23 protein-coding genes are annotated in these 23,537 nt (G+C 62.2%); 7 read left to right on the top strand and 16 right to left on the bottom strand.

The window, feature by feature from the left end; all coding sequences use genetic code 11:
* The first annotated feature begins 373 nt into the window (after positions 1–373).
* Positions 374–970, top strand: a complete 597-nt coding sequence (locus tag AB0305_RS03515; protein WP_366171404.1) for a helix-turn-helix domain-containing protein — start codon at positions 374–376, stop codon at positions 968–970.
* 63 nt (positions 971–1,033) lie between these two features.
* Here AB0305_RS03515 and AB0305_RS03510 read toward each other — a convergent pair whose 3' ends face one another.
* Genes AB0305_RS03510 through AB0305_RS03485 form a run of 6 tightly spaced genes read right to left on the bottom strand, consistent with a single transcriptional unit; the run spans position 1,034 to position 4,774 of the window.
* Positions 1,034–1,681 (bottom strand): BON domain-containing protein, encoded by a 648-nt coding sequence (locus AB0305_RS03510; protein WP_366171402.1) that lies wholly within the window; start codon positions 1,679–1,681, stop codon positions 1,034–1,036.
* 30 nt (positions 1,682–1,711) lie between these two features.
* Entirely contained in the window at positions 1,712–2,074 is a 363-nt protein-coding gene (locus AB0305_RS03505) for a TraR/DksA family transcriptional regulator (RefSeq protein ID WP_366171400.1), read from the bottom strand.
* A 46-nt stretch (positions 2,075–2,120) separates the two neighbouring features.
* Positions 2,121–2,651 carry a flavodoxin family protein gene (locus AB0305_RS03500; RefSeq protein ID WP_366171398.1) on the bottom strand — a complete coding sequence of 177 codons (531 nt, stop codon included), beginning with the start codon at positions 2,649–2,651 and terminating at the stop codon, positions 2,121–2,123.
* 55 nt (positions 2,652–2,706) lie between these two features.
* Positions 2,707–3,360, bottom strand: coding sequence for a BON domain-containing protein (locus AB0305_RS03495; RefSeq protein ID WP_366171396.1), 654 nt, complete (start codon positions 3,358–3,360; stop codon positions 2,707–2,709).
* A gap of 33 nt (positions 3,361–3,393) precedes the next feature.
* Positions 3,394–4,233: a universal stress protein gene (locus AB0305_RS03490; protein WP_366171394.1), complete on the bottom strand. Its 840-nt coding sequence runs from the start codon at positions 4,231–4,233 to the stop codon at positions 3,394–3,396.
* 40 nt (positions 4,234–4,273) lie between these two features.
* On the bottom strand, positions 4,274–4,774 hold the full coding sequence (locus AB0305_RS03485) for a universal stress protein (RefSeq protein ID WP_366171392.1): 501 nt from the start codon (positions 4,772–4,774) through the stop codon (positions 4,274–4,276).
* 286 nt (positions 4,775–5,060) lie between these two features.
* Between AB0305_RS03485 and AB0305_RS03480 the strand changes: the two genes are divergently transcribed.
* Entirely contained in the window at positions 5,061–5,528 is a 468-nt protein-coding gene (locus AB0305_RS03480; protein WP_366171390.1) for a CBS domain-containing protein, read from the top strand.
* A gap of 33 nt (positions 5,529–5,561) precedes the next feature.
* Complete coding sequence (locus tag AB0305_RS03475) at positions 5,562–5,744, top strand: DUF2892 domain-containing protein (protein ID WP_366171388.1); 183 nt, start codon at positions 5,562–5,564, stop codon at positions 5,742–5,744.
* On the opposite strand, the gene AB0305_RS03470 is transcribed toward AB0305_RS03475, so the two are convergent.
* A complete protein-coding gene (locus AB0305_RS03470) occupies positions 5,745–7,127 on the bottom strand; it encodes an MgtC/SapB family protein (protein ID WP_366171386.1) in 1,383 nt (460 codons plus the stop codon).
* On the opposite strand from AB0305_RS03470, the gene AB0305_RS03465 reads away from it, so the two are divergent.
* Positions 7,126–8,136 carry a zinc-dependent alcohol dehydrogenase family protein gene (locus AB0305_RS03465; protein ID WP_366171384.1) on the top strand — a complete coding sequence of 337 codons (1,011 nt, stop codon included), beginning with the start codon at positions 7,126–7,128 and terminating at the stop codon, positions 8,134–8,136. The genes AB0305_RS03470 and AB0305_RS03465 overlap by 2 nt on opposite strands.
* Positions 8,137–8,216: 80 nt before the next feature.
* Positions 8,217–8,672 (top strand): universal stress protein, encoded by a 456-nt coding sequence (locus tag AB0305_RS03460; protein ID WP_366171382.1) that lies wholly within the window; start codon positions 8,217–8,219, stop codon positions 8,670–8,672.
* A gap of 448 nt (positions 8,673–9,120) precedes the next feature.
* On the opposite strand, the gene AB0305_RS03455 is transcribed toward AB0305_RS03460, so the two are convergent.
* From AB0305_RS03455 to AB0305_RS03440, 4 genes are all read right to left on the bottom strand, one after another.
* Positions 9,121–9,747 carry a hypothetical protein gene (locus AB0305_RS03455; protein ID WP_366171380.1) on the bottom strand — a complete coding sequence of 209 codons (627 nt, stop codon included), beginning with the start codon at positions 9,745–9,747 and terminating at the stop codon, positions 9,121–9,123.
* 787 nt (positions 9,748–10,534) lie between these two features.
* Positions 10,535–11,809, bottom strand: a complete 1,275-nt coding sequence (locus AB0305_RS03450) for a glycerate kinase (protein ID WP_366171378.1) — start codon at positions 11,807–11,809, stop codon at positions 10,535–10,537.
* Between the two features lie 35 nt (positions 11,810–11,844).
* On the bottom strand, positions 11,845–12,912 hold the full coding sequence (locus AB0305_RS03445) for a tartrate dehydrogenase (protein WP_366171376.1): 1,068 nt from the start codon (positions 12,910–12,912) through the stop codon (positions 11,845–11,847).
* A gap of 526 nt (positions 12,913–13,438) precedes the next feature.
* A complete protein-coding gene (locus tag AB0305_RS03440) occupies positions 13,439–14,110 on the bottom strand; it encodes a haloacid dehalogenase type II (RefSeq protein ID WP_366171374.1) in 672 nt (223 codons plus the stop codon).
* A gap of 126 nt (positions 14,111–14,236) precedes the next feature.
* Here AB0305_RS03440 and AB0305_RS03435 point away from each other — a divergent pair, with 126 nt between their 5' ends.
* On the top strand, positions 14,237–15,196 hold the full coding sequence (locus AB0305_RS03435) for a LysR substrate-binding domain-containing protein (RefSeq protein WP_366171372.1): 960 nt from the start codon (positions 14,237–14,239) through the stop codon (positions 15,194–15,196).
* 461 nt (positions 15,197–15,657) lie between these two features.
* On the opposite strand, the gene AB0305_RS03430 is transcribed toward AB0305_RS03435, so the two are convergent.
* The 4 genes from AB0305_RS03430 to AB0305_RS03415 form a co-directional block, all read right to left on the bottom strand.
* Positions 15,658–16,857: a PepSY-associated TM helix domain-containing protein gene (locus tag AB0305_RS03430; RefSeq protein WP_366171370.1), complete on the bottom strand. Its 1,200-nt coding sequence runs from the start codon at positions 16,855–16,857 to the stop codon at positions 15,658–15,660.
* On the bottom strand, positions 16,854–19,175 hold the full coding sequence (locus tag AB0305_RS03425) for a TonB-dependent receptor (protein ID WP_366171368.1): 2,322 nt from the start codon (positions 19,173–19,175) through the stop codon (positions 16,854–16,856). The genes AB0305_RS03430 and AB0305_RS03425 overlap by 4 nt, the downstream gene beginning before the upstream one ends.
* A 154-nt stretch (positions 19,176–19,329) precedes the next feature.
* A complete protein-coding gene (locus tag AB0305_RS03420; protein ID WP_366171367.1) occupies positions 19,330–20,166 on the bottom strand; it encodes a FecR domain-containing protein in 837 nt (278 codons plus the stop codon).
* Positions 20,150–20,740 carry an RNA polymerase sigma factor gene (locus AB0305_RS03415; protein ID WP_366171366.1) on the bottom strand — a complete coding sequence of 197 codons (591 nt, stop codon included), beginning with the start codon at positions 20,738–20,740 and terminating at the stop codon, positions 20,150–20,152. Before AB0305_RS03415 ends, AB0305_RS03420 begins: the two co-directional genes overlap by 17 nt.
* A 302-nt stretch (positions 20,741–21,042) precedes the next feature.
* Here AB0305_RS03415 and AB0305_RS03410 point away from each other — a divergent pair, with 302 nt between their 5' ends.
* On the top strand, positions 21,043–23,148 hold the full coding sequence (locus AB0305_RS03410; protein ID WP_366171365.1) for a TonB-dependent receptor: 2,106 nt from the start codon (positions 21,043–21,045) through the stop codon (positions 23,146–23,148).
* Positions 23,149–23,160: 12 nt separating this feature from the next.
* On the opposite strand, the gene AB0305_RS03405 is transcribed toward AB0305_RS03410, so the two are convergent.
* Positions 23,161–23,537, bottom strand: a 377-nt coding sequence (locus AB0305_RS03405) for a hypothetical protein (protein WP_366171363.1), incomplete at its 5' end; no start/stop codon positions are given.

The raw sequence follows: 23,537 nt of genomic DNA, 5'->3' as shown, positions 1-23,537 counted from the left end.
ATTGCCGATCCCGACATGCATCTCAGCGCTGCCTGATTTCGCGCAAACACCACGCGTCCGATACTGAGCCTACGGACACCGTGCCTTGATGGAACGTAGTGGCCGGATACCCACCAACCTACCAAGGATGTGTGGATCAGAGACCACAGACGCCTTCCGGAGCCGCCCCATGATTCCGCGCACGCTAGAGTCCCCCGCCCCCGTTGACACCCCCCGCCCTGCTGCGTTTCCCCAGCTCAGGCTCGTTCGCGACGCTACGCAGGCCCGCCAGACAACGCCATCGGTTCCCAGTAGCCAGTGCGGCAACTGCATGATGCACTGGGCGTGCATTGCGAGCGCCGTGCCGTCCGCGCAACGAGATAACCTGGATCGAATGATTCATACCTGGCGCAAGATCGCCAGAGGCGAAGCCCTCTTTCGCGCGGGCGACAGCTTCCACGCGCTGTATGCCATCCGCTCAGGTTCGTTCAAGACCGTGGTATCGCACCCCAACGGGGCAAGCCATGTCACCGGATTCCAGCTAGCGGGCGAAACGCTGGGGCTCGACGGCATTGCTGGCGACCACCACACCTGCGACGCGATTGCCCTGGAAGACAGCACGGTCTGCTCCATGCCCTTCCATTGCGTTGAAGACCTATGCCAGGACATCCGCCCACTTCAGCATCGCCTTCACCAACTGATGGCCGAAGAGATCGTGCGCGAGTCGGGGCTCATGCTGCTGCTTGCCGGGCTGAGCGCGGAAGCGCGTGTTGCGACCTTCCTTCTGAACCTCTCCACGCGCATGCAGGATCGCGGGTACTCCGCTTCAAGCTTCACGCTGCGCATGACCCGCGAGGAAATCGGCAGCTACCTTGGCATGCAACTGGAGACCGTCAGCCGGGCGCTGTCGAGATTCCAGCGCGAAGGCTGGATTGTCGTGAGCGGCAAGAACATCGAGCTGACGGACAAGAACGCGCTGACGGAGCTTTGATCGCCCCACTGCAAAAAAGAAGCCGCCCCGACTTTGGTGGGGCGGCTTCGTTCCTTTTCTGCGTTACGGTGCGATCTGGAGATGATCAATGACTTCCGTGACGCCGGGTGCAGACCAGGCCGCACCCTTGGCCGCACGCCGTTCCGATGCGGAATCGATGCGGCCGCTGAGCGTCACCGTCCCGCCCTGGACTGTGACACGGATGTGATCAGCTTCGCGCGCAGCATGCCGCTTGAGCGCGGCGCCGATCTGCTCGGCGACATTGGTTGGTGCCACGCGCGTCTTGATTCGCAACCGATTGATCAGGCCCGCCACACCACGCAGCGACCCCACTGCATGGGCTGCCTGCTCGCTCTGATAAGGCCAGTCCACCTCCCCCGACAGCGTCACCCAGCCGTTTTCGACAAGCACCTCGATACGGTTGGACGGCAGGCTGACATGCCATTCAAGCGCGGTACGGGCCGCCTGAGCAACGTCCGCATCCGTGTGCGTGCCCGGCAGGCGGACTTCGATCTTCTGCACGACACCACGCACACCTGCGACACGTTCGGCCGCATGCTCGGCTGCGAGCTTCTCCATGTAGCTGCGCACGTGGCCGGTGAGCGTCACCACCCCGTTGTCCACTTCCACACCAATCGTCGCGGCGTCTATCGCCGGTTCCCAAATCAGTTCGTCGTTGACGTCTTGCTTGATGCCCAGATCGCTTTTCATACCTCACTCCTGCCTGATGTTGTCGCCCCGCTATGCCCAGCGACGCTCACGCGCTGTCTGACAGGGCAGACAGCACACGGCGGTCGGCTGGGCTTGCAGGCGTAAGAACGGAATCGCTTCGCCACAATCGACGCAGATACCGTAGTGATGCTGCTGCATGCGCTCGCGTGCAGCGTTCAGTTGCGCAAGCTCGCTTCGGTAACGAGCGAGCATGACGTCGTTCGTTTGGTCCCCCGCCTCTTCATCAGCAAGATCCGCATTCTCGAGCGGCGCCTCTCGCGGCACCGGCACGACGGATGCGCCCAGCGCGGACAACTGGCGCTGCACGCGCGCTTCCTGCTCGTCAAGCAAACGCCTCAGTTGTTTCCATTGCGCCTCGGTAAAGCGGCTCATGCCTGGTCTCCTTCGATGGACTCTGCGTCAAACTGCGTGCCCGACTTTAGGCCTCCGTCGGCGACAGCCACGCTGGCCGGTGCCTCGACTGCTCCCACCGACCAGCGGTCTTCACCTGATCGATGAAGCCCGCAATTTCATCCTGCGACAACCCGCTGAGCACGTCACGCTGGAACAGCGCCAGCACCGGCGCCGGAATGTTGGACGTAATGCGCATGATCTCTTCAACGGCGCTGAACGCCCCACGCGCTGCCATGACACAGATCACGGACAAATGCCCTGACAACGGCAGTTGATCCGCCAGGAAGTCCCGCATGGGCGAAGCCAGATGGCCCATCCAGATCGGCGCGATCACGATCACGTGTTCGATCTCGTCAAGCGGTGGGCCTTCATAGTGATACTTGGCACGCGCATGGAACACCGTTTCGATCACACATCGCGCATCTCCCAGGAAGCCTGCGCGCGGGTGCTCATCGGTCACCTCTGCAAGCTGCCAACCGCTCTGCGCAGCCATTTGCTCGGCGACCTGACGTGCTGTACCGGTGCGCGAGTAGTACACGATCAGTTTCTTTTCCATGTCGTACTCCAGGGATCTCGAAAGCTGTGGAGCTGGTCTACCGCCTAATTTCCCGCTAGGAGCCAACCCACATCTGGTCAACGACGGCGCGTACACCTGGCGCGTCCCATGCGGCCTCCCGGGCCGCACGGCACTCGTTGAGGTTGCGTAGCGGCCCGCGCAAGGTCACCGTCCCGTCCGCCACGGAAACATTCAGGCGCGAAGCGTCGACTGCAGCCAAGCGTTGCAGTGCCTTTGCAATGCGATCACACAGATCGGCCGGGCCGGACGCGGCGCGCAATGTAAGTGCATTGGCTACCGACGTAACGCCGCGCACTCTGCGTACGGTATCCAACGCCGCGCGGCGTTGGAAGTCCTGGTCAACTTCGCCGCGCAGCGTCACAGCACCGTCCTCGACGGTGATCCGGACAGCATTCGGCGGCACTGATGGATTCCAATGCAACGCACTGCTGATGGCTTGTGCAATCTCGTTATCCGGGCGCTGCATATCCGGCGGCATCCGCACATCCACATGGACGACAAGTGCAGTCACGCCGGCCACCCGCCGGATCGCCTCTTCCGCGGCATGCTTATCCGCAAACGTATCGACGCCACCGGAGAGTGTCACCACACCATCTTTGGCCTGTACCGCAAAGCGACTGGCATCCACTGCCGGGTCCCATTGCAACTCATCCTCGACATCACGCTTGAGTTGGATATCGTTTTTCATAGCGATCTCCTCAGGGTCAATCAAGGTCGGGGCTTAGTGCGACATGAGCACAGGCACGGTCATCGTCTTCAGCAGGGTGCGCGTCACCCCGCCGAGCACGAGTTCTCGCAGGCGGCTGTGCCCATAGGCACCCATCACAATCAGATCTGCATTGAAGTCGGCCGCACGTGAGAGCAGGAGTTCGCCCACGGCGGTGTCGGAATCTGCGCAATCGGCCTCCTCCACCGTCGTGTGAACGCCGCGCGCGTTCAGCGCCCGCGCAACCTGACCGACCGTGGTTTCTTCGGCCCAGTGCTTGGGCTGCGTGCTGTTGATCTGCAGCACGTGCACGTTCGCGCCCGTCATCATTGGCATGGCGTCATGCAGCGCACGAGCCGACTCGCGCCCACCGCTCCACGCCACCAGAACGCGCTGCGGCAATGCCGTGAAGTTGCCTGCATATGGCACAACCAGCACCGGACGGCCCGACTCCAGGATCAGCGTTTCGACAAAGTCGCCGGCGATAAACTCATCCGCCTCATCCGGGTTCCATTGTCCGACTACCAGAAGATCGACTTCTCGCGCTTCCCGCAGCACGAGCGCCAGGGGATCGCCTTCCACGGCGCGCCACTCGGTTTCCACCGACAGCCCTTCTGTCGCCGTGCGAAAGCGTGCGTGCACGGCATCGCGCACGCTGTCACGCCGGAGGCGGTCTTCCTCCAGATAGCGTGCAGCGTCTTCCATCATGTAGAACCAGTTAAGGCTTGGCGCAAAGCTCGCATAGATACCAACAAGTTTGGCGTCGTGTGCCTTCGCATACTGGGCGGCGAGGTTAAGGCGATGCATGGCGCGTTCACTGCGGTCCAGATGCACCATCACGCTGGTGTAGCTCATGGTCAGATCCCGATGTCGGGTCAGAGGATGGGGTGCCCGGCTAGGCAATGACGACCTTGCTCAGCGGTTCCGTAGTGGCGTGCGGTGTCTCCGTCGGCACCGAACGGACCAGCAGCACCGGCAGCGTGCTCAGGCGTACCACGCTCTCGGCCACGCTGCCCAGGAACAGGCGCCGGAACCCGCGTCGGCCGTGCGTGCCCAGCACCAGCGCTTGAGCACCGACGTTGTGCGCCACCTGCTCGATCGCGCCACCGATATCGAAGGTTCCAATGGGATCGTCCACCACCACGCTGTGGACATGTACGCCAGCCTTCTCGACCTTGGCACGTGCATCGGCAACGATCTGATTGCCTTGTTTGATCAGTATCTCGGTAAAGGCGCCGACATCGACATAGCCAACGTCGTACATCAGGTAGGAGTTGTCGATCACGTGGGCGATGACTAGCTCCGAGCCAAGCTTTTGCGCGAGCTGGATTGCCTCATCCAGCGCGCGATCTGCTGTAGGACTGCCATCTACCGCTACCAGAATCCTGTCATACATGATGTGCCTCCATCGAATCCGTTATCCACCCCGAGCGGGCTTACTGGATTCCATGTTGGACCACCAAGCGGATTACCCATTGATTTACATCAGCGTTTGGCGAACCGGATCCCGCCGCAGCGCCAATTGATCTGCCTCAATAGCTGGAGACGGTCACTCGATAGACCGGTTCGCCATATCCCGCCCCTCAGGTGCAGGCATTGAAAGCTCTCGACACCTTGTGCGGGATCAACCTCTGACACCGGCCCGTTCTTATAGTGAAAACGTACGCGCATCGGAGTTCAGCATGAGGGTTGATCAGATTTGCTCTCACCGCATCGTCCACGTCCAGGCAACGGCGACGCTGCAACAAGCCGCCCAGTTGATGCGGGACGAAAGCGCCCGGGCGTTGCTTGTCACGGAACGCACTATTGGTGGTGCGCGCGTGGTCGGTATCGTCACAGATCGGGACATGGTGGTGCACGGTATCGCCAGCCGCAGCGATTGCACCCGGACCGAGGTATCCGAAGTCATGACGCGCGGCCTTTTGACTATTCACGATGACGCCGTCATCAGTGAAGCCCTGCGTTCAATGCTGAGCCACGGCCTGCACCGCCTGGCGGTGGTCAACCGCCAGCAACGACTGGTGGGCATGCTCAGCCTGGACGACACGATCCGCGCGATGGGCGGCGAATGGACTCTGCTGGCAGGCATTCTGGGCCGAGACAACGTGACCGAGTCTCGCCAGCATGCACCGTCCGACCTGATTCTCTAAGTCATCACCCAACCATTCTTCAGGAGAGCTGCCATGTTTCCCAATGTAGGAACCGCGGACCGTGCCGTCCGCATCTTGATCGGCATCGCCATGATCCTGCTGGCGTTCTTTGGCAAAGTGCCCGCATGGGTGGGCTGGTTGGGGCTCGTGCCTTTGGTGACGGGCCTGATCCGCATGTGCCCGCTCTATTGGGTACTGGGCATTGGCCGGGATTGACTAGGCTACAAACCAGAATACCGCCCAGCTTGAAAGAAGCATCGTCAGCAGGCCAGCGGCAACCTTGCCGGCAAAGTCTCGGCCTCCACTGACGGCCACCACAACCTTTGAGAGCGTGTTGGCGGTTAGCGCGAGCATCACGAGCGTGCCTGCTGTTGAGGGCTGCAGCGTGTGACCGGCAACCTGTGTTGCGATGGATGCGGTCGCTGCATGCACATCGGCAAACGCACCAAACACGGTAACGGCCGCCACGGCCGCGGTCCCGAGCCATGTGCGCGCTGCGGCTGCAGCCAGCAGCAAGGCCGCCGTCCACAGCGCAAAGCCGATCGCGACTCGCCAGTTGATCGATGAAGTTGAGCCCTCCTGCGCTTGCAGAAGCGGCTCGCTGTCACGCCATATCCATAGAGCGGACCATGCCACCGTCGCCATCACACCCATCACCAGTGGGGCGGCCAGCAAGCGCAACAGGTCGATACTGATGGCGGCAGTCAGCAGCACCATCTGCGCCAGCGTAGCGACATTGGACAGCAGGGCTGCGGCAACCGCGCCCTCAACAGGGCGATCCTCTTTCCGGACACGCGCGGCCATGTCCGTGATCGTTGCCACACTCGAGGCGAACCCGCTGAACAATCCTGCCAGCGGTAACCCGATGCGCTCACCAAACCATCGCGCCGCGAAGTGGCCCGCGTTGCCGGTCAGCATGACCAGCAGCACAACCAGCCAGAGGGTATGCGGATTCCAGGCGTTCAGTGGCCCCATGGCTTGGTTCGGAACCGCAGGCCAGATCAGCAATGCTGCTACGGCAAGGATCAGCAGATCGGCAAGCTCGCGCTGGGTGAGCATGGTGCGGGCGAACCGGTGCAAACCTGCCTTGGCATAGAGCAAGACAAGGAGAACAGTCCCGAGCGCGGCCGCCATCTCCGGCTCGCTTACAGCGTAGGCGCCGAGCAACGTTGTCGCGACAAGCGCGAGCTCCGTCGTCACACCAGGATCGACATCAGCCGAATGGTGATAGCCCACCGTAGCGAGTACCGCGACCGCCAGCAACACAACCGGTACAGCAAACGGAATCGGCAAGCTCGCTGCAATGGCACCTACCAGGGCTCCAATGGCAAACGTCCGCATGCCCGCCGGCAGCTCTGCACTGCCGGCATGGCTACGCTCGCGCTCAAGGCCGATCGCCAGTCCTACGCCCAAGGCAACCGAGAAGGACAGCAGTGAAGACATCTGGTGGATACGGATGGCAGTTGCGTTGCACGCATTCAGTATTGCGCGCAGCAACGCTTTCCGATTGATCTGGCGCAGTCGATGGCCAACGCGGGAGACGCAGCGCCGCACCACCCGTCCATACTGGACAGACGCGCCCCACTCGGAGACGGCCATGTCTGAATCCATGCAGGCCATGGTGATGGAGGAAGCAGGAAAGCCATTGGTCTGGCGCCACGTGCCGGTGCCCACACCTGGGCCGGGCGAGGTCCGGATCGCTGTGTCCATGTGTGGCGTTTGCCGCACCGATCTCCATATCGTGGACGGCGAACTGACCGCCCCGAAACCCTCCCTCATTCCCGGTCACGAAATCGTAGGCATCGTCGACTCGTGTGGCGAAGGTGTGACGACGCCGGCGCCAGGCGAGCGCGTTGGCGTGCCGTGGCTTGGCTGGACATGCGGAGTCTGCCCGTACTGCCTGCATGGACGCGAAAACCTGTGCGACCACCCTGCCTTCACCGGGTACACGCGCGATGGTGGATATGCGCAGTACGTCGTCTGCGACGCGCGATACTGCCTGCCGATTCCAGCCCAATACGATGATGCTCACGCCGCGCCTCTGCTCTGTGCTGGTGTGATCGGATACCGCACACTGCGTATGGCTGGCGATGCACACCGGATCGGCATCTACGGCTTTGGCGCTGCGGCTCACCTCATCACCCAAATTGCCGTAGCGGAGCAGCGTGAAGTCTTTGCCTTCACCCGAGCCGGTGACGCAGCAGCCCAGCAGTTGGCGCTGGACACAGGCGCCACGTGGGCCGGCGCAAGCAATGCGCCTGCACCAGAGCCCCTCGACGCCGTGCTGATCTTCGCACCAGTCGGCTCGCTCGTACCGCTAGCGTTGCAGGCGGTAGTTAAAGGTGGCACGGTTGTTTGTGGCGGCATTCACATGAGTGACATCCCCGCGTTTCCGTACCGGTTGCTATGGGAGGAACGCAAACTTGTCTCCGTCGCAAATCTGACGCGAGCGGATGGACTCGCGCTCATGCGCATCGCAGCAGAAATCCCCTTGCGGGTTCACGTTACGCCCTATCGATTGCAAGACGCCAACACCGCGTTGGAAGACCTCCGCTCTGGTCGGGTAGCCGGCGCTGCCGTTCTGCAGGTGTCTTCGGAAGACATTTGACACGCATCAACAGCCTGAGCGCCCCGCGGTCTACGCTGGTGCCACGCGGTGCCCTACTGCGCAACGCCTTGGAGACCACCATGTATCAGCGAATCCTGCTCGCCATCGACGGCAGCCACGCGTCCTATCTTGCGCTGCACCAAGCCATTGTGGTCAGCAAAGCAACGGGCGCGGAAGTCGAAGCCCTGTTTGTCGCCGATAGCACCGACGTGACTTTCGACATGGTTGGATCTGACTCGATTGCCTACGCCAAACAGGTGGTCGATTATGGCCGCGACACATTGGCGGAGGTATCAAAGAAGCTGGACGCAGCGGGCGTCAAGCATTCGACTAAGTTGCTGGAAAAATCCATTGTGCCGGGACAAATCTCCGCAACGATTGTCGCGGAAGCCAACGAGACCGGATCCGACCTGATCGTGCTCGGCACGCATGGTCGGCGTGGGCTCAAGCACTTGGTGCTGGGTAGCGTGGCTGAAGGCGTGGTGCGCAAGACCAACAAGCCGGTGTTGATGGTCCGCAGCGAGATCGATGAGTGACGCGACTGGCAGTGGAGCAGTCATTCTTTTCGTGCGAAGAATCTGCCAGTTTCTTGCCATGGCGAGAGGCGGACAGTACCACGAGCACCCTATTTACTGCGCGGTTAACAATCCAGTTCACCGAATATGGAAGGCCACTATTCCGCCGCTCGGCTCAGTTCGTGACCCGCACGCACGGCCGTGAGTTTGTACCCTAATCGCCGCGAACAGAGGGTCGCGCTCCGTCTCCGTTCAGGCTTGGCTGGTCTATTAGATTTCCGCCTGCCGTTGTTGGACCGCGGCCGACGCTCCCCGCCTATCTGGCCCGACGACGACCGCTCGTTCGAACGCCCCATTCGACACGCGACGCGAATCCGAGGCAAAGACGCGATTCGCCGCCCCCCGTCGGGGCGCCAAAGGGTGTCGCTCCCTTGCCGCCGCACCATGCGCACCTTGTCCACCGCGCGCCTTATCCGGCGGGCTTGCGCGCTTCGTGCGTCTCATCCTGATACTGCATCACCCGATCTGCGTAGCGCTCAACTAGCCATTTAACCAGTGACCAGGTAGCCCGGGGCCGGACAAACAGGTAGCCGCTCGCGGCCACCCATCGCCACGCGGGGCAGAACAGGTCCGGTGGCGGACAGTCCGCCCACTCCACCTGCTCAGTCTTTTGCACTGCCACCAAGCGCTTGAGTAGGATGCAAAACAGGCCGAGCACCTCGTACTCGGCAAGAACCTGATTGGCCCGCGTGGAACCGGGCACTAGGCATGTGCGCATCGACAGATATTGCAGCCCAAGCCAGAGACCGGAATGGCTGAGGCTCCATGCGTGGCTCGGCACCCCGGCAAGCGGAGTGAGTCCGTACAGAACGGCGAGTTGGCAGTAGGCGAGTGCCACGACCTTCGCGCCCGGTTGGACGCGCAGCGTCCGGTACTGGACGCTCGATTTCGTGTGGTCGCTCACCGCAGAATGCAGGTCCGCACCGGACAAGGCGCGCAACTTTTCCTGCATGCGCAGTATCGTCTGCGTTGTCCCTTTCTGGATCGATTCCCAGCTTACCGGCGTGCCCTGTGGATCGAACTTGTAACGCAACACCTTGTGCGCAGCATCGGTTTCTGAGTCGGTATCGGCCCAAACCAGATGCCGCAGCGCATGGCGATGAATGCGCGCAGCGTTCGTTGGGTGGGTTAACCTCTGTGAGCGTGCAATGTCGGCTCTCAGGCAGACAAGGCAGCAAGGATTACGGACGTGCTAACCCGCAAGGTGGACGGTCGGCGGATTCGAAAACGTCGCTAGGTACATTTTCTCTTCGCACCAGGCCTCAGAGGCGCAAGGCGAAACGTAGCCCAGGGTGGGCTCTATCAAACCTCTGGGGCAATCACACCATCTTGGTTTTGTGAGTAGCGATGATTGACGACGGAACCGTTGACGGGTGCGCCTCAAGTCTGGCTATGAAGGAGTGCGCCTTGGGAGTTAAGACGCGCGTTGATGCCATCAAGGACAGGAAGTGGCGCTTCCGAGCGTAGGCCGGATACGTTGCCCAGCACGCTCTTCTGACATTGGAAAAGCAGATTACAAGGCCGATGTATCCACACATTCTCTAGGACGTCGATATCCCGCTGCAGCGGCCGGACCTGCCTCCTGAGTTCGCGAATGCGTTACTCCTAGGCTGTCAACGACTTGCCAATTCCTGGGCGGCTTGCCTGTTCGGATTGGTATGCGCAACGCGGCGCCTCACCGCTGTTTTTTCAAGGCTTGCGCTGCGGCAGGTGACGCAGCAGATTTTAGACTTTATCTGTCTTCGAATGTCTGCCAAAAACTGTGTTTCCTGGTACCGCTTGTGGATGTCTAGTGCTACCTTGAGTTCGCTGAACCCTGGACATCACTCGGAAACGAGAATAGCTCGGAAGTCGTTGATATTGGTGAGTGTCGGGCCGGTAACAAGGGCATCACCGAGTGCTTCGAAGAAACTGTGGCCGTCATTTTCCGCCAGGCTGTTTTGCGGAAGCATCCCCTTTCTGTACGCCCGTATCAGCGTGTCGGGAGTAATGAAGGCTCCTGCGATATCGCCGTTACCATCCACGCCATCTGTGTCTGCGGCCAACGCATAAATGCCGTCTCGTCCCTGCAGAGCGATGGCAAGTGAGAGCAGGAACTCCGTATTGCGCCCGCCCTGCCCGCTTCCGCGCACTGTGACCGTAGTTTCGCCACCGGAAAGCAGCAGGCACGGCGGGCGGAACGGCTGCCCATGGTCAGCGCAAAAATGCGCGATGCCTGCCAGGACCTTGGCGACATCGCGCGACTCACCCTCGATAGCATCACTGAGAAGATAGGCTTGCATGCCTGACGTCCGCGCCACCTGCATCGCGGCCTCCAGTGCGATACGTGGATTGGCGATGATGGTGATCGTATTCCGCGCAAGGCGCGGATCGCCCGGTTTGACGGATTCCCCGCCGCTGCGCAGCACACGGTCAACGTTGGGTGGAAGCGGAATCCGGTATTTGGTAGCAATAGCCAATGCGTCGGCGCAGGTCGTCGGATCAGCAACGGTAGGGCCTGATGCGACATCCAGCGGATCGTCGCCGGGCACGTCTGAAATCACCAAGGTCGCCACCCGCGCCGGATGGCAGGCGGCTGCAAGCCGGCCGCCCTTGATGGCGGACAAATGCCGCCGTACGCAATTTATTTCGGCGATCGATGCGCCGCTAACGAGCAGCACCTTGCTGAGCGCCTGCTTGTCTTCCAAGCTGATGCCCGGCGCGGGCAACGTGAGCAGAGCCGAGCCCCCGCCGGAGATCAGGCAGATGACCAGATCATCTTCGGTCAGGCCCTGCACGAGCTCAAACACGCGTTGTGCGGCGGCCAGCCCAGCTGAATCCGGAACCGGATGAGCCGCTTCGATGATTTCGATCCGGCTGCATGGGGTTGCGTGCCCGTATCGGGTGATCACAATGCCCTCGAGCGGCCCTTGCCAATGCATTTCAAGGGCACTGGCCATCGCAGCCGAAGCTTTGCCCGCCCCCACCACGAGTGTCCGGCCCGCGGGAGGTGGCGGCAAATGCTTCGGCAAGCAAAGTGCCGGTTGAGCGGCATCGACCGCCGCTTGGAACATGGACCGCAGCAGATGCCGGGCCTGGGCGTGTTTGAACTCTTGCATATGGAAGCGGTAGGTGCGATTGCTAAAAGCTTCGCTTACGCTCGCGATGCCGCGATGTAGTCGCTCACGGCCTTTGTGACCTGCGCGGTCGTGGCCTTGCCGCCCAGATCTGGCGTGTGGACGCCGCTCGCGGTGGCGCGCTCGACGGCTTGCATCAGGACCCTGGCCGCGCTGTTCTCACCCAGATGTTCAAGCATCATCGCTGCGGTCCAGAAGGTGGCGATCGGGTTGGCAATGCCTTTGCCAGTGATGTCGAACGCCGAGCCATGGATCGGCTCGAACATCGACGGGAAGGTACGCTCCGGATTCAGGTTGGCCGTCGGCGCGATGCCCAAGCTGCCGGAAAGCGCCGCTGCGAGGTCAGACAGGATATCCGCGTGTAGGTTGGTTGCGACGACGACATCCAAGGTCTTCGGCTTTAGGACCATGCGGGTCGTGACCGCATCAACCAGTTCGCGGTCTATCTTCACATCTGGATAATCGGCCGAGATTTCGTAGAAGATTTCGTCCCACATAACCATGCCGAAGCGCTGCGCGTTCGACTTGGTCACAAGAGTGAGATGTTTAGCGGGGCGGCTGCGCGCGAGCTCGAAAGCGAAACGATGGATGCGTTCGACGCCTGCTCGTGTGAAGATGGCCGTCTCCGTCGCAGTTTCAATCGACAGGCCGCGGTGCGCACGGCCGCCGTGGCCTGCATATTCGCCTTCGGAATTCTCTCGCACGATCACCCAGTCGATGTCCTCGCCGTTCTTGAGCGGACTCTTGACGCCTGGAAGGACACGTGCCGGCCGCACATTCGCGTATTGGTCGAAGCCTTGCGCGATCGGAAGACGCAATCCCCAGAGCGAAACGTGATCCGGCACAGCTTGACTGCCGACAGCGCCAAAGAAGATTGCGTCGAAAGTCTTGAGCTTCTCGAGCCCGCCTTCAGGTATGTAGTGGCCGTGCTCCAGGTAGTGCTCTGAGCTCCATGGAAAGTGTTCCACATCGAGCCTGAAGCCGCCGTCGCGCTTCGACAGCACGTCAAGAACTTCAAGTCCGGCGGCAATGACTTCGGTGCCGATGCCATCTGCGGGGATCGCGGCGATCTTGTGTGCGCGCATGAATTCTCCTGGTGTTTCTTGATCAAGCATCCACCGGAAACACGCAAATGCGCGGCAATGGACACCGTGTTGTTATCAAGTAAAAAGGACCTTGCCAAGCGGCTGTGAGGGTCCGGTTGGAATACCGTCAAGCAGGGCGGGGGCGGCATTCGATGACGATTTCCGACTCGTTTCCGACCGCGGTGTTTCGTATTCCCAGCGCTAGTCCGACGCCAGACTTGCCCGAGTGCATCTACGCACTGGCTTTCTACACTAGGCCGCCGTGGAAGCAGGCTAAGCCGACCTCCGACCGGATGTCAGTCGCGCTTACATCTCAACATGGCGGCGAGCCGCGCGGTGCGCCAGTCGGTCGCGCCCACCAGCGCCGCCGACAACCCGGTAAAGCCAGTCCCCCGACCACAACGATCTCGCTATATCCCGAGATAGACCCTTCGGCGCCTGCTGTGATGGGGGCGGTGTCAAGCCGGCGGGATTACGATTTCATCCCGCCCTACCTAGATGGCTTGCCTGGTGCATCCGCATCGAATTACAGGCCAACGAGGGCTGGCAGGCCGCCCAGATTCTTGATTTCGTGGCTACCCCACACCGGCCAGCTTGGCTCGTGGCCGCGCGCGACGAACACCCTGTTCTTGATGCCGATGTCATCCGCCGACAGGTGGTCGTAGCGATAGCTCGACGACACGTGCAGGATGTCTTCCGGGCTGCAGCCAAGTTGCTCGATCATGTATTCGAAGGCTTGCAGGCGTGGCTTGTAGGCTTTCGCCTGCTCCGCCGTGTAGACGCGGTAGAACGGTGCCCCCAGCTTCTCGACGCTGTGGGGGATCAGATCGTTCATAGAGTTGGAAAGGATGACAAGTTTGTATTCCTTCGCCAACGTGGCCAGCGCATCCGGTACGTCCGGGTGCGGCTGCCAGGTCTTCACGGCTTCGTAAAACTTCAGGCCTTCGTTATCGTGACATTCGACTCCCCAGCGGCGGCAGGTACGCTCGACGGAGTTGCATAGGATCTCGTCGTACGGCCTGAAGTCGCCCATCACCTCATCCAGGCGATAGCGCGCAAAGTCCGTGGTGAACTGCTTCATCTCTTCAGGAGCGACACGGTCAGCGAAAAGCTCCTCCATCTTCTCCTTCATCTGGAAGTTGATCAGCGTCCCGTAACAATCGAAGGAAATGTATTTGGGCCTCAAGCTGGTAGTCATGATTCAGGTTCCTTTGTTTGACAGATGGTCAGATGTCCGACCAGAGCCGTGCTCGTGTACCGGCATTCGAGAGCTTGCTTGATCAGTACGGCGCCATTCTATGCAGCGGTACATCCGATAGAATGGATGCGAATTCACACGACCTTTTCCCTGGAGTCAAAAATGGTTCACTCGCATGAACTCAGCTTTTTCCAGGAAATCGTCAAGCAAGGAAGCCTGTCGGCAGCGGCGCGCGAACTCGGCGTCACGCCGGCGGCGGTCAGCAAGCGGCTGTCGAAGATCGAGGAAAGCCTAGGCGTTTCGCTAGTGCGGCGCACGACGCGCCGGCTCAGCCTGACTGATGAAGGGGAGCTGTTCCTCGCCCACGCCCGCCGGATACTGACGGAACTCGAGGAGATGGAACAGCAGGTGGCCCAGAACCGCCTCGCCCCCAAGGGCTTGCTGAGGGTAAATGCACCCCTGGGTTTCGGGCGTACCTACATCGCCCCGATCGTTTCTCGCTTCGTCAAGCGCTATCCCGAAGTGGAGGTCCAGTTGCAACTGACAGACCATCCACTCAGTCTCGTCGACGACACCTTCGAAATCGGCATCCGCTTCGGCGAGATTCCGGATGCGCGTCTCATTGCACGGCGCATCGCGCCCAATCGCCGTCTCGTCTGCGCGGCGCCGTCCTACCTCAAGACGCATGGCGTGCCCAGGGTCCCGCATGACCTGGTCCACCACAACTGCATCGTGCTGCGACAGAACGAGTCGGCCTACGGCTTGTGGCGCTTCTCAAAGGGAAAAAAGACCGAGACCGTCAAGGTACGCGGAACGCTCTCCAGCAATGACGGTGAGGTGGCGCTCAATTGGGTGCTGGCCGGACATGGCTTGATGCTCAGAGCCGAGTGGGACACCGCAAAGTATGTTCGGACGGGACGACTGGTGATTCTGTTGGAAGACTATGTGACGGAGCCAGCGGACATTTTCGCCGTCTATGCAGAGCGGCAGGGACGATCGCCACGGGTGCGCGCTTTTACTGATTTTCTCGTGAATAGTTTTGCGCAAAGCGCGGGGAAATCGCAAGCGCTCGAGTTGAAGTGGTAAATGTTCGTCCTTGGCATTCCGCCGATCTTTCTTACCTGCACGAGGGTTGGCTGGCGTTCGTAAAAAACCCGCAAATTCTCGACCTACGCTGTTGAATGCGAAATCGACCGTTTACATTCGAGCGGTTGGCGGCGCTGGTGGCGAAGCCCAAGTAGCGTGCACGGTGTTGCCCTTTCCGGGAGGAGACGCCCCCCTTCCTTTTCCAGATCCACGATACCGAGCAATGTGGTGCGGCTTCGCAGCCGGAAGGTGACATAGGGCATTTCGGGAATCCGCGCCGGCGTGGTCTAGGAATACGCGAATCCCGCGCGCTTTGCCCGGATACCCTTCAGGCACTTGTGGCAACACGTAATCGATGGTGTCGTGGTCCGCACAGCCCAGAAGCTTTTCATATCGACCACGACCACCCGGTGCCGAGCAGGGTTCGTCAGCAAGCTGGGGTTGGTGAAGCCGCCGCGTCCTTAGTGTCGAGCATGCCTTTTCCACCACAGGCACGTGCCGCTGATGGCGATTCCCGCCAGAGCCAGCCCAAACACGCATTCGAAGATGCGATAGGCCAACGCGCCCAAATCGGCGCGATGCAGCGCAAGAAGCCAGGCGGAAATCCACTGCCCACGCGCCGTTCCAGTCGTCGGTTGGAAGGCTAGGGGCTTGCCGGTCTGCGCATCGAGCCACAACGTGGTGTGCGCACGGCGGTTGCCGATATCGGCATTGGTGTGCACGCGGTAAGCGAATGCGGCACGCGTGCGGTCGTAACGCAGGGCGTCCTCCCACTCCACACGTTCTCCACGTGTGCGCATTTGCTGGTCCACGTGGGCCCGAGCGGTCTGCAGTGCTTGGCTCCAACTCAGCGCTGGCGATGCGATGGGCTGTGCCAGACGAGGCACGCCCGGTGGTTCCGCACCACCCAGCGCACGCATTACCGGCTGATACACCTGCGTGCCGAGGGTCAGCCCCACGGCGGACCACGCCATGACGATGCACATCAACCACAGCCAAAGCCCACCGGCACGATGCAAGCTAAAGCTGACGGCCAATTCGCTGCCTTGCACTCGCGGTCGCCAGGCCGAGCGCCATACACGCCATCGCGCGACGCTGCCTCGCGCCGTAGCGGGAAACGTCAGCGCAAGACCCAGCACGCTCGCAAACAGCCATGCCAGCGCAACGCACCCCAGGATCTTTTGCCCTATCCCGTCGACTGTCAGGCAATAGTGGACGCGGTACACGAATGGCACCGCATTGATCAGCCCTTGTCCGGCGTCACCCCAACGCCGCTCGCCTTGGATCTTTCCTGTGTAGGGGTCGACATAGAGCTCATCGTTGCCCTTGGGTTCTGCGGGCTGCACCGGAAACATCAACGTCTTGCCGGGTTCGGTGCGCAGCGGCAGCGTGTCAGCTTCAACCCCGGGGCGCTGTTGCAGCAGCCGTTCGCGCAACACGAGCGGATCGAGCAACGGTGCATCGCTTGTTGGTGGCTTGGCACGAAACAGCGAGGGCGCGGTGATGGCGTTCAGCTGCGGGTAGAACGCCATCATGCTGCCGGTCAGACCAGCAACGACCAGAAAGCCCACCAAGGCCAGACCGAGCCAACGGTGGGCTGCTAGAGCCCACGTGCGCAATACTGCCTTGCGCACGCGCTTCGTTTGCGGACTCACGCTCACATATCGAACTGTGCCGACAGCCACACCGTGCGTGGCTTGCCTGCCCACGCGCCATTGATGCTCGGGTCGCCCGCTGCCCAGTAACGCTTGTCGGTCAGGTTCTGCACGCTGAGCGCAAAGGTCGTGCGGTAACCGGCCAGCTTCGTGGTGTAGCGCGCCCCTGCATCGAAGCGGGTGTAGCCCGCCATCCAGCTCGTGTTCTGCGCGTTGAGCGCACGACGGCCCACCACGTACACGCCACCGTTCAGGCTCAGGCCCGGCACCGCCGCGATGCGGTAATCCAGGAAGGTGCTGGCCTGGAAGTTCGGCACATCGGCAATGCGCTTGCCCGCGACGCTCGGGTCGGCCGGGTTGTCGGCCTCGGTGTGCAGGAAGGCCAGGCCGCTGACCACCGACAGCGCATTGGTGATGCGCCCGTTGCCCGTCAGCTCCACCCCAGTGTGACGCTGCGTACCGCCCTGCACGGTGAAGTGCGCGTCGTTCACGTACTGCAGCGTCTTTTCCAGGCGGAACACCGCGCCGGTCAGCAGCAGGTTGTCGCTCACGCGCGACTTGACACCAAACTCGTACTGCTTTGTCTTCAGCGGCGGCAGGTTTTCGCCGGCGTTGTTGGTGTCGTAGCCGGCCGGGCCGGGTTGCTCGTAGCCTTCTGCGTAGCTCACGTAGGTGGACAGCGACGGCATCGGCTTGAACGTCAGCGCAAACGACGGTGCGTTCACGCTGGCGGTCTGCTCGGTGTTCTTGCCCGAGGCCGGCATGCTGTCATTGCGGTAGTTGATGTGGCGCAGGCCCAGCAACAGATCCCAATGCTGTCCAAACGACAGCACATCGCTCACGAACACGCTGGGCTGGTAGTTCTTCGAGAGGTTCTTATTCGGGAAGGTCAGCCCCGTGGGCGCCGCCGAATACACCGGCTGGTAGATGTTGCCGACCGTCGTATCGAGCACGCGGAAGCCCGACTCCGCCGCGCTGAAGTTACGCGTCGACACGCCCGTCACAAGCTGGTGCTTGACCGGCCCCGTGCTGAAGTTGCCCGACACATACGTATCGGTCGACAGCACGCGGAAGTTCTGGTCCGGGTTCAGGTAGATGTCACCCGACAGGATGTTGCCGGTCGTGCTGACGTTGTAGATATCGGGAAACGCCGCCACGCGCGCGTTATACGACTGCGCAACGCGGCTGGTGAACTTCCAGTCGTCATTGAAGCGGTAGCTGAAATCCGCACCGATGTTGTACGTCTTGGTTTCGTACTGCAGCCACGGCTGGCCCAGCAGCACGCGCGGGTCGACCGGAGCCGGCAGTGTGCCGTCAGGGTACGGGCCAACAGCAGGCTGTGCGGCGATCTTGCGGTTCTGATAATCGAAGTCCAGGCGCAGCAGCGCCTGCGGCGTGAGCGCCCAGTCGAACGCACCGGAAATGAACTCGCGCGACAGATCGCCGTTGTGGCCGAAGTTGCCGAGCTTCTCGCCAGCCACGTTGAGCCGGTAGCCGAAACGGCCATCGGCCAGCGGACCACCCAGGTCCACTGCGGCGTAGTAACCATCGTGATCGCGGATCCCGGTCTTGATGCTGGCGAACGCATCCTTGGTCGGCCGCTTGATCACGTAGTTGATCGTGCCGCCCGGCGAGTTGATGCCATACAGGAAGCCCGACGGCCCCTTGAGCACATCGACCTGCTCAATGTTCTCCAGCGGGATCTCGTAATACGGCGCCACCGACATGCCGTCGCGGCGGATGGTGTTGGTCCAGTCGACGAAGAAGCCGCGGATGCGCACGGTCTCGTAGGCGCCGGCCTGCGTGGCGTCCTGGATAGACGGATCGTTCTTGAGCACGTCCATCAGCGTGCGGGCGTCCTGCGTGTTCATCAGCTCGCCGTTGTACGACTGCACCGAGAACGGCACCTGCTCGGGCGGCTTCTCGCCCAATGCCCCCATGCTGATGCCCTGGCTGGCGAACAGCGACGGCCGGGTGCCACGCACCTCGGACGGTGCCAGCTTCACCTCGGGCGGCGGCGCGGTCTCGGCTGCCGTCGTCGTGATGACGAAGGCCTGCGCTCCCGTTTGCTTGGCACGCAAGCCACTGCCGGAGAGCAGCCGCTCCAACGCCTGCGACACGGTCAGGTTGCCGTCAACGGCTGGTGCCGCGCGCGAGCCAAGCTGGTCGGTGCCAAAGACAATCTGTGCGCCGGATTGCTTGGACAGCGTGCGCAGCGCTTGATCCAGCGGCTGTGCCGGAATGTGGATGGACTGCGCCACGCCTTGCGCCCACGCGCCGGCAGCGGCAACCATGCCGGCAGCCAGCACGGCCAGTCGGGTCATACGGTGAATGGTGCCCTGACGGCGATGACGTTTCGAATTCGACTGCACGCGATTTCCCCCTGTTGTTATGCGTTCGCGGGAGCCCCGTCGTGGGGCTCATAGGGGAAGGCGAATTGATTCGCGTTTGTGTTGATGTCGGTTACAAATTTTTTCTTCAACGCGCGGCGATGTCGACCGTGCCATCGGGCTGACGCTTCACGCGCACGGGTAACACGTCAGGCAGTGCGTCGAGCAACGTGTCAATGCCGGAGGTCGCGTATTCGCCCGACAGGCGCAGGTTGCCCGCACGGGTGTCATGCAGGCGAATCGGTGCGTTGCGGTAACGCTGCATTTGCGCAAGGGCTTCGCGCAGCGGCATGCCGTCAAAAACGAGGCGGCCCGACGTCCATGCCAGCGCCCCACTGGGCAAGGCGGCCATCGGCCCCACCTGGCCATCCCGAACCGCCAGCATCTGGCCGCCGTTCAGTCGGACAGGCGCGTCTTCAGGATGCCCCTTGACCTCGACCGCCCCTTCGGCCACCGCAACATCCACGCGGCCTGTGTCACGCCGCACATTGAAGACAGTGCCGATATCGCGCACTTCGGTGTCCCCCGCTGTCACGACAAAGCTGCGCCAGCCGTGCGCCACGGTAACCATCGCCTCCCCCTGCTCCAGACGCAGCCAACGCCCGCGCAAGCGGTTCTCCAGCACGGCGACCGTACCGGTATTCAGTTGGATACGCGTGCCATCGCGCAGCGACCATTCGGCATGCTCGCCAATGCGGGTGGCAAGCTGCGTGCGTTCGATGGTGGGATTGGCAAACCACAGTGCCGCGACAGCCAGCGCGATGGCAGCTACACCTTTGCCTGTATGCGAGCGCTGGCGATAGGCCCGTGCCTCGCGCAGCAGCTCGTCCTTGCTCGGAAAATGCGGGCGCAGACCGTCCTTGTACGGGTTCAGCGGATTCGGCGGTGGCGGCGCCTTGCCGCGGCGCTCAGATGATCCGGCCATCGAGCGCTCCGGTTGCGGTTGCAGTTGCCGGGATGACAATCACCCGTGGCTCGTGCGTTGACTCGGGTGAGTCCAGCACGGGCCGCAGCGACTTCATGGCCCGCATGACATGCTGGGCAACCATGTTGCGCGAGATGCCGAGCGCATGCGCAATCTCCTCCTGGGGCATGTCGTGCAACCGGTGCAACAAGAACACCTGCCGACAGCGCGGCGGCAACTGCTCGATCGCCACGCGCAACCGCTCCACCTGCTGCATCAGATGCACATGGTGCGCACCGTCGACGTCGTGACTGCGCAGGTCGGGCACCTCTTCCATCGACACGACCGTATTGGCGTGCGCTGCGTCCGCGCGCTGCCGATCAATGGCGCGATAGACCGATGCGCGCCGAAGGAAGGCGAGCGGATGGACAGCCGTGGTGCGTGCCGGGCGTTCGAGCAACTGCAGGCAGAGGTCGTGCACGACATCGCGCGCGAAGCCCCGGCTGGAAAACCGGCGGCGTACGTGATCCACCAGATCCTCGTAGTGCCGCACCAGCGTGGCTAGCAGGCTCGGGTTGTCGGGATGGAGCGGCACGTGAGGTCGATTGTCTGACGAATGCGAAGGCTCAACTATAAATGATAATCGTTATCATTTGTTGGGCCGTGCCCTATGTGGCGCCACCGTGGGGTTCTAAGTCGAAACCCCATGATTGACTCATGCGGGCGTTGCTGTTTTGGTGCCGGCTTTTCCGCATGCGCTTTTTTGAGCCTCTCCGCCCTCCGGAAGGATTGCAACAATCCCGCCCAGAATTGATAATCACTCGCATTTGAAATGAAGTTGCAATAACTGCTGCGTCTTCCGCAGCAGTACAGCACGCATAAGGAAGGACGGGGTTCATGCAAAGCACAGGGTTGGCGGCCGGCGTGGCAGCCACATTGATCAATATCGTGGGCATCACGGATCTAGCCGCACAGGAGATACAACTGCCGACCACCACGGCAACGGGCCAACGCCAGGGTGCCGCGTTTCGCCCCACCGATTCGTCGTTGGCCACACGCACCGACGCCAGCCTGATGGAAATTCCATTTGCCGTGAGCAGCGTCAATGCAGAGTTGATGCGCACCGTGGCTGCCGGCCGGGGCGACGACCTGTACGACTGGGTGGCCGGCGTGTCGCGCCAGAACAGCTTCGGCGGCCTGTGGGACCACTACGCCGTGCGCGGCTTTGCCGGCGACGGCAACTTTGCTGGTACCGACTACCTGCTCAACGGCTTCTCGTGGAACCGTGGCAACAGCGTGCCGCGCGACACCGCCGCCCTGGAGCGCATGGAAGTGCTCAAGGGCCCGGCCTCCGCGCTGTACGGTCGCGGTGACCCAGGCGGCATCATCAGCTACACCACCAAACAGCCGCAGTTCAAGAGCGCCAACACCGTCAGCGTATCGGCGGGCAGCTACGGCGCCACCCGGCAAACGCTGGACTCCACCGGCCCCTTGTCCGACACAGTGGCTTATCGGCTGAACCTGATGAACGAGGACAACGGCAGCTTTCGCGATACGGTGTCCAGCAAGCGCTACCTGATCGCACCGGCCTTCACGTGGATGGCGGGCCCCGACACCGTCGTCCACTACGAGATGGAAGCCGTGCGCCAACGCGCCCCGCTTGACCGAGGCGTGGTGGCCATCAACAAGCAATTGGGCGCAGTCCCGACCTCACGCTTTCTTGGGGAGCCGGGCGACGGTGACTACGAAGTGCGCAACCTGGGGCACCAGTTCACGGTAGACCACCGCATCAACGCAGATTGGTCGATCAACGCCGGCCTGGCACAACGCGAGACGGACCTGTACGGCCGCTCGTCCGAAGCGTTCTCGCTGCAGGCCGACGGGCGCACGCTGTGGCGCCGCTATCGCCATGTCGATTTCCACACCAATGACCTGCAAGGCCGCCTGGAGTTGAGCGGCAAGCTGCAGACCGGCGCCGTGGGGCACACGTTCGTCATGGGCACGGATGCGTACCGCTTCAATTACGACCAGCTCGTGCAGCGCTCCACGCCCACGGCCGCTGCACCCTACGCCATCGACATCTTCAACCCCGTCTACGGCCAGGCCACCCCGGCCCTGCGCCCGGCCACCAATGCGCTGGAGCATGACGAAGGCCAGGGTGCCTATGCGCAAGACACCCTGGCGCTGGGCGAGCAGTGGAAACTCATCGCCGGACTGCGGTGGGACAACTACCGCCAATCCATCGAGAACCGGATCACCGGCAAGACCGCCAGCCAGCAGCAGACGGCCTTCAGCCCGCGCCTGGGCGTGGTCTACCAATGGAGCCCCGCGTTGTCGGTTTACGCCAACACGGCGTATTCATTCCGCCCCAACAACGGCATTGACGCGGGCGGCAACGCCTTCGCCCCTGAGAAGGGCCATGGCTACGAGGTGGGCGCCAAGTGGGCCGGTGCGCGCTGGCTGGCCACCGTGGCCGCGTTTGACGTCACCAAGCGCAATGTGTTGACGGCCGACCCGTCCAACGATGGCTTCTCGCGCGCCGCCGGCGAGGTGCGCAGCCGCGGCGTGGAACTGGAATGGAGCGGTGAACTGGGCGGCGGCTTTCGCGGTATCGCCAACCTGGCGTACGTGGATGCGGAAGTCACGCGCGATACGGTCCTCACACCGGGTGCTCGCCTGGTCGACATCCCGCGCGTCAATGGCAGTGCGCTGCTGATGTATGAGTTTGCCCCCGCCTTTGCCAACAAGGCAGGTGTGGGCGCAGGCGTGGTCTATGTTGGCCGCCGCGCGGGCAATACGGCCAACACGCAAGACGGCTTCCAATTGCCCGCGTACACGACCGTGCAGCTCAACGGCTACGTGCAGCTCGACAAGCACTTGCGCGCTTCAGTCGTGCTCAACAACCTGTTCAATCGCACGTACTACGTCAGTTCGTACAACAGCGTGTGGGTCACGCCGGGCGCGCCGCGCAGCATTCTCGGCACGCTGTCGTACACCTTCTGACCGCCTGGCCGCTCAGTGCACGCCGCCCTCCGCCGCGCCGTGCTGCGCGGCCAGTGCCGGATCATCCAGTATCTCCAGATCACGCACCGCCAGTTCCGCCAGCACGCGCTCGCCGGCCGTGGAAGTGGCGGCCGCCGCCTGCAATAGCATCGATGGCCCTGCCGCATAGCCACGCGTGTTGATCTCGTAGACGTAGTAGCCGGACGCCTTCCAGCTTTCGGATGCCTTGAGCATGCGCACCGTCTCGTTGGCCAGCAGCTGCACCTGGGCGACGTCCTGCTCGCTCAGGCCCGCCAGCACTTCGCGCAAGGCCACCTCGCGCGCAGCGGGGTCGCTCACCGACGCCTGGCTTTCCAGCTCGGCAAAGATGTGCTCGACGATACGCTGGC

This window comes from Arthrobacter sp. NPDC080086 (assembly GCF_040702285.1).
Note: the sequence above shows the minus strand (reverse complement) of the source record. Positions and strands in the feature narration are given on the sequence as shown.

Excerpts from the sequence above, each read along its gene's own strand:
- AB0305_RS03485 (WP_366171392.1), bottom strand. The coding sequence starts at position 4,774 with ATGTATGACAGGATTCTGGTAGCGGTAGATGGCAGTCCTACAGCAGAT.
- AB0305_RS03410 (WP_366171365.1), top strand. The coding sequence starts at position 21,043 with ATGCAAAGCACAGGGTTGGCGGCCGGCGTGGCAGCCACATTGATCAAT.
- AB0305_RS03495 (WP_366171396.1), bottom strand. The coding sequence starts at position 3,360 with ATGAAAAACGATATCCAACTCAAGCGTGATGTCGAGGATGAGTTGCAA.
- AB0305_RS03515 (WP_366171404.1), top strand. The coding sequence starts at position 374 with ATGATTCATACCTGGCGCAAGATCGCCAGAGGCGAAGCCCTCTTTCGC.
- AB0305_RS03505 (WP_366171400.1), bottom strand. The coding sequence starts at position 2,074 with ATGAGCCGCTTTACCGAGGCGCAATGGAAACAACTGAGGCGTTTGCTT.
- AB0305_RS03465 (WP_366171384.1), top strand. The coding sequence starts at position 7,126 with ATGTCTGAATCCATGCAGGCCATGGTGATGGAGGAAGCAGGAAAGCCA.
- AB0305_RS03440 (WP_366171374.1), bottom strand. The coding sequence starts at position 14,110 with ATGACTACCAGCTTGAGGCCCAAATACATTTCCTTCGATTGTTACGGG.
- AB0305_RS03500 (WP_366171398.1), bottom strand. The coding sequence starts at position 2,651 with ATGGAAAAGAAACTGATCGTGTACTACTCGCGCACCGGTACAGCACGT.
- AB0305_RS03445 (WP_366171376.1), bottom strand. The coding sequence starts at position 12,912 with ATGCGCGCACACAAGATCGCCGCGATCCCCGCAGATGGCATCGGCACC.
- AB0305_RS03425 (WP_366171368.1), bottom strand. The coding sequence starts at position 19,175 with ATGACCCGACTGGCCGTGCTGGCTGCCGGCATGGTTGCCGCTGCCGGC.
- AB0305_RS03460 (WP_366171382.1), top strand. The coding sequence starts at position 8,217 with ATGTATCAGCGAATCCTGCTCGCCATCGACGGCAGCCACGCGTCCTAT.
- AB0305_RS03450 (WP_366171378.1), bottom strand. The coding sequence starts at position 11,809 with ATGCAAGAGTTCAAACACGCCCAGGCCCGGCATCTGCTGCGGTCCATG.
- AB0305_RS03510 (WP_366171402.1), bottom strand. The coding sequence starts at position 1,681 with ATGAAAAGCGATCTGGGCATCAAGCAAGACGTCAACGACGAACTGATT.
- AB0305_RS03480 (WP_366171390.1), top strand. The coding sequence starts at position 5,061 with ATGAGGGTTGATCAGATTTGCTCTCACCGCATCGTCCACGTCCAGGCA.
- AB0305_RS03470 (WP_366171386.1), bottom strand. The coding sequence starts at position 7,127 with ATGGCCGTCTCCGAGTGGGGCGCGTCTGTCCAGTATGGACGGGTGGTG.
- AB0305_RS03420 (WP_366171367.1), bottom strand. The coding sequence starts at position 20,166 with ATGGCCGGATCATCTGAGCGCCGCGGCAAGGCGCCGCCACCGCCGAAT.
- AB0305_RS03435 (WP_366171372.1), top strand. The coding sequence starts at position 14,237 with ATGCGAATTCACACGACCTTTTCCCTGGAGTCAAAAATGGTTCACTCG.
- AB0305_RS03490 (WP_366171394.1), bottom strand. The coding sequence starts at position 4,233 with ATGAGCTACACCAGCGTGATGGTGCATCTGGACCGCAGTGAACGCGCC.
- AB0305_RS03475 (WP_366171388.1), top strand. The coding sequence starts at position 5,562 with ATGTTTCCCAATGTAGGAACCGCGGACCGTGCCGTCCGCATCTTGATC.